16 protein-coding genes are annotated in these 19115 nt (G+C 50.3%); 12 read left to right on the top strand and 4 right to left on the bottom strand.

The window, feature by feature from the left end:
* The first annotated feature begins 1 nt into the window (after position 1).
* Both GVY43_RS07895 and GVY43_RS07890 read left to right on the top strand, forming a co-directional pair.
* A complete protein-coding gene (locus GVY43_RS07895; protein ID WP_159562792.1) occupies positions 2-1660 on the top strand; it encodes an FAD-dependent oxidoreductase in 1659 nt (552 codons plus the stop codon).
* A gap of 63 nt (positions 1661-1723) precedes the next feature.
* The gene (locus GVY43_RS07890; protein WP_159562791.1) at positions 1724-2293 is read left to right on the top strand and encodes a hypothetical protein; all 570 of its coding nucleotides are present in this window, start codon (positions 1724-1726) and stop codon (positions 2291-2293) included.
* A gap of 24 nt (positions 2294-2317) precedes the next feature.
* On the opposite strand, the gene GVY43_RS07885 is transcribed toward GVY43_RS07890, so the two are convergent.
* Complete coding sequence (locus tag GVY43_RS07885; RefSeq protein ID WP_159562790.1) at positions 2318-3454, bottom strand: GGDEF domain-containing protein; 1137 nt, start codon at positions 3452-3454, stop codon at positions 2318-2320.
* A gap of 178 nt (positions 3455-3632) precedes the next feature.
* Between GVY43_RS07885 and pulA the strand changes: the two genes are divergently transcribed.
* From pulA to GVY43_RS07840, 10 genes are all read left to right on the top strand, one after another.
* Entirely contained in the window at positions 3633-6554 is a 2922-nt protein-coding gene (gene pulA / locus GVY43_RS07880) for a type I pullulanase (protein ID WP_159562789.1), read from the top strand.
* A gap of 145 nt (positions 6555-6699) precedes the next feature.
* Positions 6700-9531, top strand: a complete 2832-nt coding sequence (locus GVY43_RS07875) for an EAL domain-containing protein (RefSeq protein ID WP_159562788.1) — start codon at positions 6700-6702, stop codon at positions 9529-9531.
* A gap of 97 nt (positions 9532-9628) precedes the next feature.
* Positions 9629-10705 (top strand): nitric oxide synthase oxygenase, encoded by a 1077-nt coding sequence (locus GVY43_RS07870; RefSeq protein ID WP_159562787.1) that lies wholly within the window; start codon positions 9629-9631, stop codon positions 10703-10705.
* 14 nt (positions 10706-10719) lie between these two features.
* Positions 10720-11139, top strand: coding sequence for an RDD family protein (locus tag GVY43_RS07865; protein ID WP_074036085.1), 420 nt, complete (start codon positions 10720-10722; stop codon positions 11137-11139).
* Between the two features lie 125 nt (positions 11140-11264).
* A complete protein-coding gene (locus GVY43_RS07860) occupies positions 11265-12116 on the top strand; it encodes a DegV family protein (protein WP_074036087.1) in 852 nt (283 codons plus the stop codon).
* A 20-nt stretch (positions 12117-12136) separates the two neighbouring features.
* Complete coding sequence (locus tag GVY43_RS07855) at positions 12137-12463, top strand: thioredoxin family protein (RefSeq protein WP_159562786.1); 327 nt, start codon at positions 12137-12139, stop codon at positions 12461-12463.
* An 86-nt stretch (positions 12464-12549) separates the two neighbouring features.
* On the top strand, positions 12550-12951 hold the full coding sequence (locus tag GVY43_RS07850; RefSeq protein WP_074036089.1) for a (4Fe-4S)-binding protein: 402 nt from the start codon (positions 12550-12552) through the stop codon (positions 12949-12951).
* 14 nt (positions 12952-12965) lie between these two features.
* The gene (locus GVY43_RS07845; RefSeq protein ID WP_236548939.1) at positions 12966-13859 is read left to right on the top strand and encodes a DUF5996 family protein; all 894 of its coding nucleotides are present in this window, start codon (positions 12966-12968) and stop codon (positions 13857-13859) included.
* The gene (locus GVY43_RS15955) at positions 13860-14132 is read left to right on the top strand and encodes a GNAT family N-acetyltransferase (RefSeq protein ID WP_074036091.1); all 273 of its coding nucleotides are present in this window, start codon (positions 13860-13862) and stop codon (positions 14130-14132) included.
* A 15-nt stretch (positions 14133-14147) separates the two neighbouring features.
* A complete protein-coding gene (locus GVY43_RS07840; protein WP_201302250.1) occupies positions 14148-15230 on the top strand; it encodes a low temperature requirement protein A in 1083 nt (360 codons plus the stop codon).
* 30 nt (positions 15231-15260) lie between these two features.
* Here GVY43_RS07840 and GVY43_RS07835 read toward each other — a convergent pair whose 3' ends face one another.
* The 3 genes from GVY43_RS07835 to GVY43_RS07825 form a co-directional block, all read right to left on the bottom strand.
* A complete protein-coding gene (locus tag GVY43_RS07835) occupies positions 15261-15986 on the bottom strand; it encodes a hypothetical protein (protein ID WP_047795005.1) in 726 nt (241 codons plus the stop codon).
* 84 nt (positions 15987-16070) lie between these two features.
* Entirely contained in the window at positions 16071-18392 is a 2322-nt protein-coding gene (locus GVY43_RS07830) for an FtsX-like permease family protein (RefSeq protein WP_159562784.1), read from the bottom strand.
* A gap of 12 nt (positions 18393-18404) precedes the next feature.
* On the bottom strand, positions 18405-19103 hold the full coding sequence (locus tag GVY43_RS07825) for an ABC transporter ATP-binding protein (protein WP_159562783.1): 699 nt from the start codon (positions 19101-19103) through the stop codon (positions 18405-18407).
* Between the last annotated feature and the right edge of the window lie 12 nt (positions 19104-19115).

The following is a 19115-nucleotide window of genomic DNA, read 5'->3' as shown; positions in this document are numbered from 1 at the left end:
TATGAAACTAGTCATCATCGGTTCAGTCGCTGCAGGGACATCGGTTGCGGCGAAAGCGCGTCGGAACAACGAAGACGCACGAATCACGATTTACGATCGAGATTACGATATCTCGTACTCTGGTTGTGGGATTCCTTACTACGTTGGCGGAGAAGTCGAGTCACGTGACGATTTGACACCGCGCGATGCGGCCTTCTTCAAGAAGCGCTACAACATCGACGTGATGACGCGTCATAATGTGACGTCAGTCGACAAAGACACGAAGACGGTGACGGTTGAAAACTTAGAGACGGGTGACACGTTCACGGACTCATATGATGTCCTCGTCCTTGCGACGGGTGCGTCGAGCATCATCCCACCGATTCCAGGGGTGAAGTCGGACAACGTCTTCCCGATTCGAAACATCCAACATGCGGAGGCGACACGCTCCTTCGTCGATTCGACAGACCCGAAACATGCGACAATCATCGGAGCCGGCTTCATCGGTCTAGAGATGGCGGAACAGTTGAAGCTTCGTGGTGTGGACGTGACCATCATCGAACGTGTACCGCAAGTGATGCCACCACTCGACAAGGATATGGCGTGTCGCGTTGAGGAACACCTCGAGAAGAACGGAATCGAGCTCATGCTCGGAGAGACCGTGACAGAACTTGTCGGTGACGGACACGTCGAACGGGTCGTCACGGAGAGTGGGAAGGCGATTGAGACCGACCTCGTCATCTTGTCTGTCGGAGTCCGTCCGAACGTCGAGCTCGCCATGAACATGGGAGTCAAACTAGGTGAAACGGGTGCGATCGCCGTCAATGAGCGGATGGAGACAAACATCCCAGACGTCTATGCGGCAGGAGACGTCGCGGAGAGTTTCTCGATCGTGACAGGGAAACCGATTTGGCGTCCACTTGGTTCGACAGCGAACAAGATGGGGCGGACCGCCGGGGACGTCATCACGGGCGGTCACCTCGAACATCGGGGCATCCTCGGAACGGGCATCTTCAAAGTGTTCGGACTTGCCGTCGCACAGACGGGTCTCGCCGAAAAAGAAGCACGCGAACTCGGATACGATATCGAGGTACTTCATAACACGAAACCGGATAAGCCTGCCTATATGAGTGGAAAAGATATGACGATTAAAGCGGTCGCCGACCGTGCGACGCGTCAACTGCTCGGCGTCCAAATCGTTGGATTTGAAGGAGTCGACAAACGAATCGACGTCTTCGTCACGGCCATCACCCTTAAGGCGAAAGTGGACGACTTGTTCCATCTCGACCTCGCCTACGCACCACCGTTCTCGACGACGAAAGACCCGGTCATGTATACGGGGATGGTGCTTTCGAACAGTATCGACAAGGCGGCTCGACTCATCACGCCGGCCGAACTTCAGGCACGAATCGATGCCGGGGAAGACATGCAAATCATCGATACGCGGAAAGCAGCACAGTTCGAGAAGGCGTGTGTCGATTGTGCGGTCAACGTCCCACTCGGTAACCTTCGGGAAGCGGCGAAAGACATGGACAAGGACAAACCGACCGTCGTTTACTGTAACGGAGGCGTGACGGGCAACGCGGCACAGAACGTGCTCCGTAACCTCGGATTCACCGATGTGTACAACTTGTCAGGTGGAAATAAGAATTATCAGTTGTTCAAAAAATACGGGAACTAAGCAAGACGACGTCCGCAACTGCCGGACGTCGTCTTTTGATATGCTGTACGTGAGGTGAAGCGGATGGATTATAAGATGTTACATGAGAAATTTGAGCGACGGAAGCAGTGGCTCATTTTTGACAAAGAAGAAGTCGTCCGTCGTGTCATGGTGCGCTACAAGGCAAGGATCATCCCGAAGACGGACATCATGGACTTGGTGAACGACGATCAACTGTCCTATGAACATATCTTTTGTTGCTTAACGATTGATGACCCAAGAACGCTCGAGAAAATCTTCACGACGAAAGAGCGACAAGACCATCAGTGGGAGATTGATGATAATGCGAGACGCGGGATGAGATACAAGTACAAAGACGAGGCACATCGACTTTACAACCAGTTGATCATCGATGAACAGGAAGGACGACGACTCGACATCGTCTTCGAGAGCAAAGACGGGAAGTATGTGACCGGTTTTTTGACGAGGTATATGTCTGAGCAAGTCGCCTCTTATATTTTTGCGCATGTCGGAGGTGCCAAGTTCACAGGTCTCGTCCCACGGCCACTCTTACCAGCGGATTTGACGGATGAAGAAATCAAGATGAGCTATCTTCGTTACTTGGAGTCGCTCGATGAATGGAATAAACTTTGAAAAACCTCTCACAAATGTGAGAGGTCAGTTTGCTTTCTGTTGACTCCATTTGCCGATTTGATTTCGCCCTTTCCGTTTGGCGACGTAAAGACCGATGTCTGCCTTTTTGATTAGTTGAGCGGACGTGACGACCTTTCGTTCAGAAGTGCTCGATACTCCGATTGAAATGGTGACCTCAAGCGTCGAACTGTCAGGTAATTGAAACGGTTGTTTCGAGACTTCGGTCAAATAGCGATTCGCAATCGACATGGCTTGCGAAAGGTTGCAGTCGGCAAGTAAAACAGAGAACTCTTCTCCACCGTTTCGGCAGACCATGTCATCTGCTCGCGCGATTCCAGAGAGACGCTGACCGAGCTCGACTAAAATTGCATCACCCGCATCGTGTCCATACGTATCATTAACTGATTTGAAGTGATCGATATCGATTAACAACAACGCAATCTCGTTCGGCGACGTGAACACTTCTTCATCGACGCGTTTCATTTCCTCATCAAACTGTCTTCTATTACCTAACCCCGTTAATGTATCCGTATAAGCCGCTTCTTTATATTTTGTGATAAGACGTTCAGAGCGTTCGATTTTTCGTATGCCACCATACACGATATGCAAAAAGAAGCCTGCCGCGTAACCGATGAATAAAAACCAGATGAGTGTCATAAAATATGCACTTGGCTCCTTATAGTTCGTCATGTTGAGAATAGAGAAGAGTGCAATGAACGTAAGACTAATCATATTTACGATTCGAATATCTTGTGTCGGCTGGATCCGTTCGCGCATTCGTAAGAACAGAAATGCTGTTCCAGCTGCTACGGAATAATCTAGGAGTGTGATCAGAAGTAGCATTTCTCCGGGAACGATAAACGGAAGTAGGATAATACTCGTCACATACGTGATACGCAGACCAGATATCCCAAAGTACAAAGCAGAAATGATGAGTGGGACAAATCCATACTGAAAGTCCGCTTGAGCGTTCCAAAGTACACCATGAAGCGTGATGATCATAGAGAGTCCTGCTAGGAGGATGGAGATGGTCATCTGACGCCGAATAGGTAATTTATTTGTGAAACCGAGCTTGGTAAAACGTGAGATCAGATATAGACCAACGAGCAAAAGGCTCGCGTTGGCAATTAGGTTATTAATCAAGTTTGTAAGTGATAGCAATTAAGTTTTTCCTCCTTAAATTCTATATACAGGTTGAACTCTCGGAAAGCAATCCTTTTTGTGGAGGAAAGGTGTTTAGTGCTCTACTTTACTAAAATAACATTGCTTCACTAAAAGAAACCGTTTACAATTTCTGTGTAAGCGTTTTCTCAAAATAGTGCTACAAGGAGGGACCCTCATGGTCAAAAAGCAATGGAAACCCGTATGGGCAGTTGTGCTAACGTTTGCACTGATTCTGTCAATGTTTCCGATGCCGACGTCCGCTTTAGATAAAGGGAAGTCGACGCTTGTCGTCGTCCATTATCAAGAGGCGCCGGATAACGAAAAGGATTGGAACTTATGGCTTTGGGCGAACGGCCCAGATTACTTCCCGAACAAAGGTTTCACATTCAACGGGGAAGATGCATTCGGAAAGGTGGCGGCTTACGAATTCCCAGTCGATTCACCTGAAAAAATCGGTCTCATCGTCCGCACGGATAATTGGGACAAAGATAAAGGTTCTGAGAACGACCGCTTCATCACAAGCGATATGATTCAAGATGGCGTCGCCGAAGTGTGGATCAAGTCAGGCGATCCGACCATCTATACGTCAAACCCGGACGGGGAGACGGCTTCGACGGAAATCGATATGAAAGTTCATTATTTCCGTTACGACAATACATATACGGACTGGGGTCTTTGGGCTTGGCCGGACGGTGGGGACGGGCAGAGCATCGCCTTCGATGAGGCTGATGATTTCGGTGCCGTCGCGAACGTGAAACTCGCCAACCCGGAATCGAAGAAACTCATGGGCTTGATCACGAAAAAAGGAGAATGGACGGAGAAGGATGGGGAAGACCGATTCGTTCTCGGGACTGCGAAAGAGGTTTGGCTCGTTGAAGGAGATTCGACAATCTACTATTCAGAGCCACAAATCGATCGCTCTCCAAAACTTGTCTCGTTCTCGGCGGACACGTTCCGTCAAGCAACACTCACAACGAATCGCGTCATCACGGATGCGTTCATCGATGAATTGAGCGTAGACGGGGCAACGGTGGAATCGATTGAAAAAGCTAGCGACAAGTCGGTGACGATTCAATTCAAAGCAGACATCGATTTAGCGAAAGTCATCAAAGCCTCGCACCCGGAGTTCGGAGAACAGACGCTCCAGGCCGGCAAAGTTCTTCGTTCGAAAGAATTCGATGCGAAATATGCATACGACGGTAAACTCGGTGTCACGTACCAAAAGTCGAAAACGAAGTTTGTCCTCTGGGCACCGACGGCTCAACAAGTCGAGCTCGAACTGTGGAACATGCCGACGAACCGACCGACGAACGACAAAGATATGAAGAAAGTGATTCAAATGAAGCGCGGTGAGCGCGGCACGTGGGTAACGGAAGTTCGTGGTGACCTGGACGGCATCGGTTATACGTACCAAGTGACCCATGCGACAGGGAAGGTCCGTGCGGTCGATCCGTATGCGACGGCTGTCGGCGTGAACGGTGACCAAGGTGTCATCGTCGATTTGAAAGAGACAGATCCAAAACGTTGGAATTCGATGAAACCGAAGTTGAAACAATCGACGGACGCGATCATCTATGAGACGCATGTCCGTGATTTCTCCATCTTTGATGTGAAGACGGACAAATACGACTCAGGCATCCAAAACAAAGGAAAGTATCTCGGTGTCATCGAACCAGGAACGCGTCTTCTCGTTGACGGAAAGAAAACGGCAACGAAGACAGGGCTCGATCACGTCAAAGATCTCGGCGTGACACACGTTCAGTTCATTCCGGTCTATGACTTCAACACGGCCTCCGTCGATGAGACGAATCCGATGGCGACGTACAACTGGGGATATGACCCGAAAAACTACAATGCACCAGAAGGGTCGTATTCAACGAATCCTTACGATGCGAAAGTACGCATCATGGAAATGAAACAGATGATTCAAGGATTGCATGACAACAATTTACGTGCCGTCATGGACGTCGTATACAACCACATGTTCGATGCACAGGCATCGAACTTGCACAAAATCGTACCGGGTTACTACTACCGCTACACAGCGGGTGGTGACTTTGCCAACGGAACAGGTGTCGGAAACGATACGGCTTCCGAACGGGCGATGATGCAAAAGCTGATCGTCGACTCGGTCGTCTATTGGGCAAAAGAGTACCATTGGGACGGATTCCGTTTCGACTTGATGGGAATCCATGACGTCGACACGATGAACAAGGTTCGTTCGGAGTTGAATCGAGTCGACAAGTCGATTCTCGTCTTCGGAGAAGGATGGGACCTTGGTACGCCGCTCGATGCTGAATTAAAAGCAAATCAAAAGAACGCCTACGACATGCCGGGCATCGCCCACTTCAATGACAACATCCGTGACGGCTTGAAAGGCAGCGTCTTCTTCGATGAGGACAAAGGATTCGTCAACGGAAAAGAGGGCATGGAAAATCGCGTGAAGACGGGAATCGTCGGTGAGATCGCTTATAGCGACACGATTAAAGGATTCACGAAAGAGCCGACGCAAGCCATCACGTACGTTGAAGCCCATGACAACCACACGTTATGGGATAAGCTGGAGTTGACGAACCCAACCGCATCAGAAATGGACAAGACGAAGATGCACCGACTCGCTTCAAGCATCATTTTGACGAGTCAAGGGACGACATTCCTCCACGCTGGACAAGAGTTCATGCGCACGAAGGAAGGCGACCACAACTCCTACAAATCACCAGACTCAATCAACCAGCTCGATTGGAAACGGGCGGCCGACCGCAAGGCGGACGTTCAATACATGAAAGGCTTGATTGAGATGCGTAAAGCCAACCCAGGTCTTCGGATGACAAAAGCGAGCGATGTGAAACGATTCTTGACATTCCACAAAGCGGAAGCGAATGTCATCACATACACGATTGACGAAGATGCACCGGGTCAAAAGAACGACTTGTTCATCACGCATAACGCCAACCCGACAAATGTCCAAGTCACCCTTCCTAAAGGGAGCTGGAACGTAATTGTCGATGGCGACCGTGCCGGAACGAAGACAATCAAGCGCGCAACTGGAAAAGTAAACGTGCCTGCATACAAGACGTTCGTCCTCGAACGCAACTAATCATTGACCCCACTTTGAAACGAGTGGGGTTTTCTAATGGAACAATTATGGGTAATTGGTAATTAATGCTTTACAAACTAGTTATTTTGTATGAACACGAGAATTTACGTTTGAAACTTCCATCTCTTTCGAAAGGAGAGCTTGTATGGCGATTTTCAAAAAGTGGATTCATCGCGTCAATGGTGATGTCACGGATATGCTGTCAGCTGGACCGATTCTCCCGTTCCATGTGGATTCGCTCTTGATTGAACAGTATCCGGATGCCATTTACGTGCTCGATACAAATGGTCGACTAATCGATTCGAATGAAAAGATGGGACTTTTATTCGACGACTTCGCGCTATCACCAGCAGATACGGAAGAGTTTGCTCCATATCACGAACGGGCGTTAGCCGGGGAGACGGTTCATTTTGAACTAGTCAAAGCATATGCGGGGCAACAGCGAAAGCTCGTAGTAACATGCACCCCGCTTTATAAAGAACAACTCATTCAAGGCGTATACGGTATCGTCAAGGACATGAGCGCCGAATGGGACACGCAAAACCGTTACGCCATTATGAAAGTGGGACGGGAGTTACTCGAACAGGTGCCTGGTCTCATGGTCATCGAAATACATCTCGCGGATAGGTCATTCTCTTTCTCTTCTCAAGTCTCGTCTTTTCTCGGTATTTCAAGGCGGCGATTGAACGAGATGCAGGTGGAAGAAATCCGGGAAACGGTTCATCCCGATGATTGGGAACGGTTGACTCAAGTGATTCAGACGTTGCGAACAGCCGATGATGGGGCAGACTTCGCGATGGAGATTCGATTGCGTCATCAGTTGACGTCTGAAGATTTGCCGGTGACTGTGCGGGGGGCGCTCTCTGTCGACCGTAACGTCATCACATACGTCATCTTTTCAACGAAAGATCAGCAGCGCATCGAGAACGAATTGACTGATAAAGATGAGCTATTGCGTCGCGTTTGCGAAGCATCCGATACGGCCATCTGTGATTATAGTTATGATACGAGTCAGATTGAGTTCGCGACAGGGCAGTTTCAGGCCATCTTCGGGTATACGGTGAAACAATTCAACGCACACCCGAATTACTGGAAAGTTGTCATCAATCAGGACGACTTAGCGAAAGTCAATCAGGCGAATGAGCAGACACGTCATACGACACCTGTGAATCTCGAGTATCGGATTTTTGTCGGAAAGAAGCAAAAATGGATTCAAGAGTACCGACAGCATTTGTTCGATGAAACGGGTCGGGTACGTGGGTTTCAAGCGTTGATTCGTGATATGACCGAAGTGAGAGGACAGCAAGCCGAGGTGCTTCGACTGAGCGAGTTTGATCCGATGACGAACATCCCGAATCGCGAGACGATGTTCCAGTCAATCACGCGATTGATTCAAACGGATATGGCGTTCGTATTGTTCACAGTGACCTTTAATCGAATCGGTGATATCAATCGGACGTTTGGATACGAATATGGAGATGAATGGCGTATCCAGACGGCAAATCAATTGAAACGAATGGTGCCGGACGAGGCGATTGTCGGTCATTTGGACGGAGATACATTCCTTGTCGTCATGCCGGGACATCATGAAGAGGAGTGGTTGATTCGAATCGGGGAACGGCTCGCGACGTTATCGAAGCACTGTTTCCAACTTGAACCATATACCGTTTATCCGAACATGCAGATTGGCGTCAGTCGCTATCCGAATGATGCGGAAGACGAGACGACACTCATTCGTCGAAGTTATATGGCGATGGGCAGGGCCGGGAAGTCGGGAGCGGCAGCGATTTCCTTGTACGCTTCACACATGAATCTCGATGAATTGAAGCGATTCGAGTTGCTACGTGACTTGCCGAGCGCCATTGACCGGAATGAGTTTTATTTGTTGTATCAACCGAAAGTGAACGCCTGGACAGGTGATATCATAGGAGCGGAAGCGTTGATGCGTTGGGAACATCCGACGTGGGGTGTCGTTTCCCCGCTAGACTTCATCCCGCTCGCAGAAGAGAGCAATCTGTTCATCCGATTGACGGACTATCTGATTGAAGAGGTGTTTCGCTTTTTAGCGACGCTCCCGAATAAGATTCCAATCTCGTTGAACGTCTCTCCGAAATACTTGTATCATGAGCAATTATTCAACACATTCGAATCAGCGAGTGAACGTCACGATGTACCGTTGCACTGGATTGAGATTGAAGTGGCCGAGACGTCACAGCTCGATGCGTCGCATCACATCATGAATGTCTTTTCTTCGTTGCGGGCGCTCGGGATTCAACTTGCGCTTGATGATTTCGGAAAAGGCTACTCGTCGCTTGCCTATCTGCAACAGTTTCAAGTGAATACCATCAAAATTGACCGGATTTTTGGTCATGGAGTATCAGAGAACAAACAAGCGCGGGCCATCATTCATAGTCTCGTAGTCTTGGCGAAAGAATTCGGGTTAGGTGTCGTGGTTGAAGGGATTGAACAAATGGAGGACTTGCTCTTGTTGCGACAGCTCGGTTGCAAGACGATTCAAGGATATCTATTCAGTCCGCCGGTCCGAGAGAATGCCTTCTTGCAGATGATGGAGACGGGGAAACTGATTCCCGATCCGTTCGATGCTCATGAGGCGTCCGAAAATCGTTACATCCAAGCAGGTATCACGATTACGACGATTCGGCAACAGCCAGTTTCGGTTGGGCTCTCTTCGATTGTACTGACGTCAAGAACGGATCAAACGTTGCATTTTTATGCTGCCCTGCGCCTCCCGTTAGAAGGAGACGTCACGTTCATCATTCGTTTTGCATCCGGTACAGACTTGCCTGTGCGCTTACGTCGAATGACTGAAGTGACGAATGGGCTGTATCAATATGCCGCCGACTACGAATCAAGTCCGACCATCGAGGCGCAAATGACCACCCTCGAGCAGGAAGTGAGCGAAAACGAAGAAGTCACCGACTACATCGAACTCGTCCATCAGCCAGAGCGGTCTTGAGTATCCGACTTGTCTTCTGTGAGAATAGATAGTTGAAACAGGGGTCTCCTTTTCTCTAAGATGGAGAAAGAGAGAATCGAGTGAGGAGACCTTAGATATGAATCTGTATGAACAAGCGAGCGACTGGATGCGGCAATGGCATGACGACCCTTCCGAACGCCTCCGAGAAATCAAAGATGAAATTGAGCGCACGGGCACCTATTCATTGACGACGGAAGAGTTGTGTGAGGGTGCCAAGGTGGCGTGGCGGAATTCGAATCGTTGCATCGGCCGCTTGTTTTGGCAGACACTCCATGTGATTGACGCACGGGACGCCGATACGTTTGAGGCTGTCTACACCTATCTTGTCGACCACCTTCGGTTCGCCACGAACGGCGGAAAAATCCGTTCGACGATGACGGTCCTTCCGAACGAGTTCAAACTATTGAACACACAATTGATTCGGTACGCGGGATATGAGACACCTGACGGAATCATCGGAGACCCGATGTCCGTCACGATGACGAAACGAGCGAAAGAACTCGGATGGGTCGGAGCCGGCACGCCGTTCGATATCCTCCCGCTCATGATCACGGACGGGCGAGACGTCCGCTTGTTTGAGTTGCCGAGTGAGGCCGTGCTTGAGGTGGACATTCGGCACGAGGATGTGGACTTGTTTGACGGACGGACCATCAAATGGCACGCAGTCCCAGCGATTGCGGATATGGAACTAGAGATCGGAGGTCTACGGTTTACCTCGGTCCCGTTTAACGGCTGGTATATGGAGACGGAAATCGGGGCAAGGAATTTGGCCGATACGGACCGTTATGATTTGTTGCCGCTCGTCGGACGGTCACTCGGGCTCGATACGACGAAAGAGCGGTCGCTTTGGCGCGACCGGGCACTCGTCGAATTGAACATCGCCGTCCTGCAATCGTTCGAGCGGGAAGGTGTGACCATTGTCGACCACCATACGGCTGCCAAACAGTTCAAGCGGTTCGAAAAAAACGAACGGGACGCGGGGCGTGACGTCACCGGGCAATGGAGTTGGCTCATCCCGCCTCTCTCTCCTGCGACGACGCACGTTTTTCACGAGCATTACGACAATCAGATCAAGACACCGAACCTGTTTGCTCGAAGTGGATGTCCGTTCTCAGGGTTTCGTCAGCCGGTAAAAGAGGAATTGAAAGGCTAGAACCGAGAGAAAGGATGATTGCTGTGGCAGTCCCACTTTGGAAACGAGCCGTCGCTGGTCAAATCGACCAACTCGTCTTTCAGACACCGGCAAAACTGATTGAAAAGGCAGTCCGTAAGAAGATTTGGCCAGACAAAGAAGTGAAACGGTATTACTTACCGACCGTTGTGACGATGGCCGGAGAAGTCTATTGTATGTTGTATCGAAACGGTCAGACGATAGGAGACCGTGTCGTCGGAATTAAGGTCGTGAGTGCGGATGGACGCCCGCTTTCATTGGAGCAAGTCATCAAGCGGACACTCTATAAAGACGTCGTCTACCCGGCGACGCTTGGGATTCCGCTCATCCGTGCACTTCAACAGATGAAGTCGAATAAAGACCTCGAGTTGCCGCATGATGAGTTCGCCCATACAAAATTGATCTCGACCAAATGAAGAGGAGCAGGGCGACCGTGTGTCGCTCTGTTTTTTCGTCCCGTTCGGTCGAGTAGGAATAGCGGCGGGAAATAAGGTATAATGGGATTGGACAAAAATGAACGACTATTGGAGGCTTTTTAGTTATGACAAAAATCGCATGGATTACCGACAGTATGGCCAACTTCTCTCAAGAAGAGGCAGCAAGTCTCGGTGTCGATATCGTTCCGATTCAATTGATCGTGGACGGGAACGGCTATAGTGAAACCAAACTCTCGCTCGAAGACCTACATCGGTATATGATTGACCAAAAGAAAGAAGCGAAGACGTCACAACCGATCTTCGGAGATTTCATCGCCCGCTACGAACGCTTGAAAGAAGAGGGATATGATTGTGCCATCGCCGTCCATTGCTCGAATGGATTGAGCAGTACGGCGAAAAATTCGAAAGCAGCTGCCGAAGCGGCTGACTTTACCGTTTATACCATCGACTCGCATGCCGCACTCGAGGCGCAACAAGAACTCGTCCGAATCGGCAAGGCCGCTGAAGCTGAAGGCAAGTCAGTGGAGGAAATCGTCGCCCTTCTCGAAGCATGGCGTGATAAGAAGAACTTCTTCATGATCATCGGAAACATGGAGACGATGCGCCGAGGCGGTCGTGTTTCTTCCGGTGAGATGTTCCTTGCGAACATCTTGAACATCAAGCCGATCATCACCCTCGATGAGACGGGGAAAGTCATCCCGTTCAAAAAGGCCCGTTCATTGAAGAAGGCTTATGCGGAGATGGTCGGTGAACTCGAACGTCGTCACGCGGAAAACGGTGTGAAGGACAATCGGGTGTTCGTTCAGACGGCACTCGCACCGAACATGCAAGATGACCTCGTCGCACTCATCGAGTCGAAATTACCAGATCTTGAAGTCGTACGGACTCGATTCTGTCCCTCGATTGCGGTACATGCCGGATTTGAGACGGTCGGTGTCTTGTGGCTCAACTCTTAATCAAGTAGGAGGAATGCAAGATGGAAGCAATGACAACCTTGACTGGATTGAATGAACGGATTGCGAGCACGGAACAGCTGCTCGTCTACGTGTCACATCCGGGATGCAGTGTCTGTCATGCGCTGAAACCTCAGATTGAAGAGATGCTCCTTCAGTTCCCAGAAATTGAGGCGGTCGCGGTAGACTCGGATGAAGTGCCGGAAGTCGCAGGCGCCTTCTCCATCTTTACCGTGCCGGTCGTCCTCTTTTTCATCAACGGGAAAGAAATGCTCCGCCGGGCACGATTCGTGCCGATCGGCGAACTGACGCATCAACTCGAACGCATGCAAGAAATGAGACAAGCGTGAATATGACCCATCATCCTGTCATGGGATGATGGGTTTTTTTCATAGTGTAACGGGTAAATACCCGCAAACACATAAGGGGTGATTTGATGCGAGGCAAACAATACGTGGGAGAATCGATTGATGTGTACTATGATGTGTCGCTCTGCGTCCATGCGGCGGAATGCGTACGGGGATTGCCGGAAGTGTTCGATACGAAACGGAAGCCGTGGATCTTACCGGATGGGGCCGAGGCTCCTGATGTCGCGACGGTGATTGAACGCTGCCCGAGCGGTGCGCTGCAGTTCGTTCGGAAGGATGGTGGAGATGCGGAGGAACCGGACGTCCCGACGTCTGTTAAATTAAACGACTGGCAACAAATCGAGGTGCGTGGCGACCTTCAAATCGAGCAAGGGGATGAGGTCATCTCCACGTATCGGGCCACGCTCTGCGGGTGTGGACAATCCGGGAAGCGACCGATTTGCGACCATAGTGGCGCGTGTAAAGGATGAGAGGATGATGGATGATGCAGATTCCACTACATTCGGACTGGCATGATACAAAGTTGACCTTGCATTTGATTTCCCAACTACTAGGGAAGATTAGACTCCAACTGGCCCCACCTGAGCCGCAATGGGGGCATGTCTCGCTACCGCTCACGGTTAATGGGTTCACGACAGGGCTGTTGTTTGAAGGGGAACGGGCACTCCAGCTTGATGTGGATCTACTAAGTTCTTGCCTTGTCGTTCATGTCGAAGATCAGACAGACGCCATCCCGATTGAAGCGGGGAAGACAATCAAGTCCTATCATGACGACTTATTCAATCGACTGCGGACGCATGGGGTCGACATACGCATCAACCCGAAACCACAGGAGATGACCTTCCAAGGACTTCTCGATACGGACGAGACACCGCTCGCTTATGATGCGGCGTATGCCCGGCAAGGATTAAGGCTGTTTCAACGGGCGGCGCACGAACAGCTGACGTACCTATCGAAGCTACGATGCCGGAAAATCAAACCGGCACTCTTTTGGGGGACGTTCGACGTGTCCTCGCTCGTCATCTATCCGATCGAGCATCCGTTTCCGGAAGACAAAGTGATCGAGCGCGTCGCCTTCGATGAACAGTTGATTGAATTCGGATTTTGGCTTGGGGATGATGTGACGGAACGACCGAGCTATTTTGTCTTGCCTTATCCGTTCCTGTTCAGACCGCTACCGACCGAGACGCTCAAGCCGGAAGCGGCTTATTATGACGCGGAGAAGAGTGAATTTTTCTTGCCGCTTGATGAAGGAACGAGTGGGGAAGTCCAAGCGTTTTTGTCTACATCGTTTGACATCTTGATGGACGAGATGGATTGGACGATGCGTGACCATTTCTTTATCCCGCTAAAACTAGAAGAGGAGAGTGGTGAGTAAATGGAAATTAAACAGAAGGAAAATACGTTTTACGTCGGGGACGAGGCGAAGCCATCGGCAGAACTGCACTACGTGCCGACGGGGGCGGACAAACTGATTGTCGATCATACGTATGTCAGTGATGAACTTCGAGGACAGGGAATCGGAGAGAAACTTGTTGTCGCCGTGGTCGAATATGCTCGGGAAGAAGGAAAGACGATTATCCCACTCTGTCCCTTTACGAAAAATCAGTTCGACCGACATGCCGAGTATCACGACGTGTTGGCGAACTGAACCGGGGTGGGCTAGATGGAAGAAAAACGAGCCACGTGGTTAGAGCTCTTCTATGACCTGGTTTATGTCGCTGCGATTGCGACGGCGACCCATGTCCTTCTTCATACCCATCATGGTGTCATCCCGTTCGAATATGCCTCGAAGTTCGTCCTCATGTTCATCCCGATTTGGTGGGCGTGGGTGGGGCAGACGATGTTCATCAACCGCTTTTTCGAGGATGCGATTCACCAGCGTCTGTTCGTAATTGGACAGATGATCTTCGTATTGATTATGACGGCGAGCTTGAGCGTGGATTTTGATGACTACTACTATTCATTTCTCATTGGCTACTTAGGTTTGCGCGTCATGACGGTCTTGCAGTATACGATGGTAAATCGACGTATTCAAGACCCGGCGGCACGCTTTTTAGGCACCTATTTTTGGATTGGAATCGGCGTCTCGTCGTTGTCCATCTTTTTTGATGGAAGCTTGCGCTACGTCGTGCTGTATCTCGGGATCATCATCGATTTGATTGTACCGATCATCGGTCGGAAACGCTTGGCCATGACGCCCATAAACTTAGGATATTTGCTCGAACGCTTTGGTCTTTTGACCATCATCGTCTTAGGGGAATCCATTATCAGTATCTTGGCGGTGCTCGAGCCGCAAGACGGGGATATTCGGTCTATCAGCTTTTCGATTTTAGCATTCATCGTGCTCATCGCCATTTGGTGGCAATACTTTGACAACATCGAAAAGAAAGTGGACAAAGACGCGGTCGGGACCGGTCAAATCATTTTGTACGGTCATCTGTTCATTTGGATGTCACTCAGCGTTCTGGCGAGCATGATGAAACTGATGTATCTCGGGGAGTTGGATGAGCGCTTTGAAGTGATGGTGACGTTCGGTGCCGTTCTCGTCTACTTTTTGTCGACGACGCTCGTGTTTCACAATCATCGCTTCCCGGAAAGCCGGTTGCACTGGGGCTATTTCGTGTTTTTCGTCGCGCTCATTCTCGTGTTCACCGGCCTCCATCTATTCGTCCTCGTCTCACCGTTAATCATCATGATTGAACTCGCCATCTTCTTCGCCATCTATGCGAAACTGACGACCACATAAAAATGGAGCACCGCGGGGCGCTCCATTTTCTTATTCTGCTGCTTGTGGGACGAGATAAATCAAGCCAAACGGGTTATGCAACAAGTTGTCGATCGTCGTCCGCTCATCTTCTCCCATCTCGACCGTGAAGGCGCGACCGTCTTCAAAGGCGAAATGGTCGCCATCGCCGAACATCGCGCCACCTGAGATGAGGTGGAAGTTGAACGAATGGATTACGTGGATGGCATCTTCAATGTCGAGTGTCATCGGCACAGCCACGTCTGCATGACCGAACGCTTTCATTCCCCATGACATATAGGCGTTCTCTTCTTCTGTGATAGCCGTGAGAAGCGAATAGTCGAGTGCGAGGTCTTCTTCTTTTGATTCTTGCCACTCGTCTTTCGAGTAAGAGACACCAGCTGACTCGACCATGACGCCAACTCCACCTGCGTTTAAGACGGCGTTTGCGGCACGACGTGCAGCGGCGACGTCTGTCAAATCGTTGACGTCGACAATCAAGTAGACGACATGCGTATGACGAGCGATTCCTTTCGCGACTTTCGGGGTGAACCCGCCAGAACTCGCGTGAATCATCGCCTCGGCGAGGGCTGGGTCACGTTCGACGACTTCTACGGTGAACGCCTTCCCTGTCTCATCTTCGAGCAACAACAGACCGGCCATCGTGTAGCCTTCACTATGTAAACTGATTTGTTCGCTGACGCCTTCTGCGGAAGACCAGTTTCCGGGAATGGCGAGCATGACTTGTGTACGATTCATGTGTATCATCCTTTTCTGCAAAAGTCAGGTCTCTCCTCAGGAGAGACCTGGTCTATCTCTTATTATGCCCTATTTTGGCATGAATTATTCTTGATACGTCTTTAAAACTTCCTGAAGTGGGATTTGATCGATTTTTCGGCGGCTGATGAATGTACTCATGAAGAAGAGGAGAACGACTGCACCGAGCGTATAGACGATATACATCCATTCAAATTCAAGTGGGAGCACGAGCCCATAATCTTCCGCGAAGACGACGACGATGACTCGAAGCGTCAACAGGGCGATGGGGATGCTCAAGAGGGCGGAGATGAGCGCGTAGATGAAGTAGCTGTTCAAAATCATCGAGCGGACTTCCCGTTTTTGATATCCCATCACTTTCAACAAGGAGATGACGTAATAGTTCTTCTCGACCGTCAGTGCCGTCAAGACGAACAGGATGCTGAAAGCGATGAGGGACGCCCCACCAATCAAGACATTCATCATGAAATTCATATATTGGTTGATCGATTCGGACTGATCAATCAACCCTTGGCGTGACAGAATAGTCGAATAGTCCGATTCGCTCGGACGCTCCGTCGCATAGATACCGTTGAACAGATCATCCGTTGCGCCAGCGGTGAGAAGTTCACTTAACGTCGCCCGGGGCAAATAGGCGAAGTCGCCAGAGAATTCATCGGCAATCCCGATAATGGGATAGGTCAACGTGTCCCCGTCGAGTGCGACATCGATGTCTTGACCCACATCGAGGCCGAGTTTTAGCGCGAGTGAGGAGGAGACGACAAGGCCGTCGGGTTCAAGTGTCAACACATCCCCATCTTCGTTTTGGAGTGGGAACAAGGTGTTGTCGAAGTCTAGTCCCTTCAAGGTGATCAGGTTATCTTCGACAAAGGCGAACGGATAGGTGAGGAACGGTTCTTGTCCCGCTTCTAAAACCGGTGTCCCGTCTGTATACGCCTCGTATTCATACACCGCTTCGTTCAATCCGCCAACGGTCATACGGTCGACGGCGCCGTTCATCATGAGGGCGAAAACGATGAGAATCGTCGAGAAGAGGATCCCGAGAAAGAAGATGAGAAAACTCCCCGTGCTCTTGACGGCATACAAATATTTGAACTTCGTCTTGCCACTCGCCCGTCTCAACAGGCGACTGACAAGTCGACTGAGTCGATTCAATGAGACATTGTCCCGTGGTGACAAGAGGGCAAGGGCGCTCTCACCCATAATTTTATAGATGACAGCTCCTGCAACGAGCGCAAAGAAGAGGAGCGGGGCGAACACGGCTGTCACGAACACGAGTGGACTTTGGGCGATGGTGATGGACGGTAAAAGATAGAAGTCGAGATAGAGTTCTTTCAACGGGTTCGCGAAATAAAGCCCCAGGAAATAACCGATGATGAGCATAAAGAATGCGAAAACCAAGATGAGCACCAAGTAAGGCGATGCGATTTGCCGACGACTATAACCAATCGCCTTCAACAGTCCGATTTGTCCTCGTTCCGCCTCGAGCATATTTGAGATCAGGATGGCGACGATGATGACAGCGATAGAAACGATAAAGAGACTGAGTCCGAGCGCCATCGCCTTGCCGGATGAAATCTCACTGTAGATGGCACCACTTCGGATAATATTTTCCGTCTCCATGACCGAGACGACAAACGGGAGGTCTATGTCGGTCTTGATCGCTTGATCGGTCACCCCGGACAGTCGGAAAGACTCTTGCCCGATGAATGTTTCGAACGATTCATCCGTCATCAAGAGGAGGGTCTGTGAACCAGGGTCCAAGTTGAAGAAGTTATCATCGAAGAGTGGGAGCGTATAGTCCGGAAAGAGGACAAATCCACTCACCGTGAACGGTTTGCCGATGTCGATTGTGTCTCCGATGTCGATACCGTTCTCCTCTGCATATTTTTTATTGAGGGCGACTTCGTCATTCGCGCTCGGTCGATCACCGGCTTCGAGGTAGGAGCGGTTGATCGTGTCTGATTCTTTGACGATCAATCCCCGATGTTCAATATCATCGAACGTGTAGGTGATGGCTTTTAAGTCACGGAGTTCAATCGTAGCATCCGGCATCTCCTGTTCGACGGCAGCGATTCGCGATGCGATCAGACGATTGAAGACTTCCGCATCGGCTTGTTTGATGTCAGCCAATGTGAACGTTCCTGTTTCCGCGAGCGTGGCGACAGCGGGGTCGCGTAACTCCTCTTCCGTCACCCGATTGAGCATGTCAATCGCAAAGTCTTCCTGATTCGATTCTTCCAGATACTCTTCAGTCGGGACCTCGATTCCACTGATGCCATAGAACATCATCGTGTACGTGAGTGAACTCATGACGATGATGATGGCGATGGCGAGGAGTTGCATCCACTTCCGATTTAATGTCTTCCAGACGTTTTTATACAGCATGTCGCCACCCCCTTATCCCCAATGGATGTCACGTGCCGCGACCCGGGTCTCATGATGGGTCACCTCCACGATTCGACCGGAGTTCATCTTGATGACATCGTCCGCCATCTCGCTGATTCCATTATTGTGTGTGATGACGACGACTGTTTTTTGATACGTCTTGTTCAATCGTTCCAATAGTTCGAGTACTCTCTTCGAATTTTCCTCGTCGAGTGAGCCCGTCGGTTCGTCACAAAAGATGATGGCGGGATTTTTGGCGAGGCTGCGGGCGACGGAGACACGTTGCTGCTCACCGCCCGATAGTTGATAGGGGTATTTATCACGTGCCGCTGTGAGCCCAACTTGTTCGAGCAATTCATCAATCGGCAGCGGGTCTTTCGTTAAGTCAGAACCAATTTGTACGTTCTCATAGACGGTCAAGTTTTGAAGAAGGTTGTATTGTTGGAAAATGAAGCCAAGATGGTCGCGTCGAAAAGCAGTCATCTGATCGACGGATAGGTCGGTCAGCACGGTGTCGCCGAACGTGATCTTACCTGAGGTGACCGTGTCGAGTCCGCTGATGACGTTGAGCAGTGTACTCTTCCCGCTCCCGCTTGGACCTAGGATCACGACGAACGCGCCATCCCGGATGGTGAGGTCGATCTCTTTCAAGGCGGCCGTTTCCACGTCGCCTGTCTTATAGATTTTGCTGACGTTCCGTAGTTCGATCATGCCACACACGCC

The organism is Exiguobacterium sp. 8H, assembly GCF_902506255.1.
Lineage (GTDB): Bacteria > Bacillota > Bacilli > Exiguobacteriales > Exiguobacteriaceae > Exiguobacterium > Exiguobacterium profundum.
The sequence above is the reverse complement of the archived record's forward strand: the minus strand, read 5'-3'. Positions and strand labels throughout refer to the sequence as shown.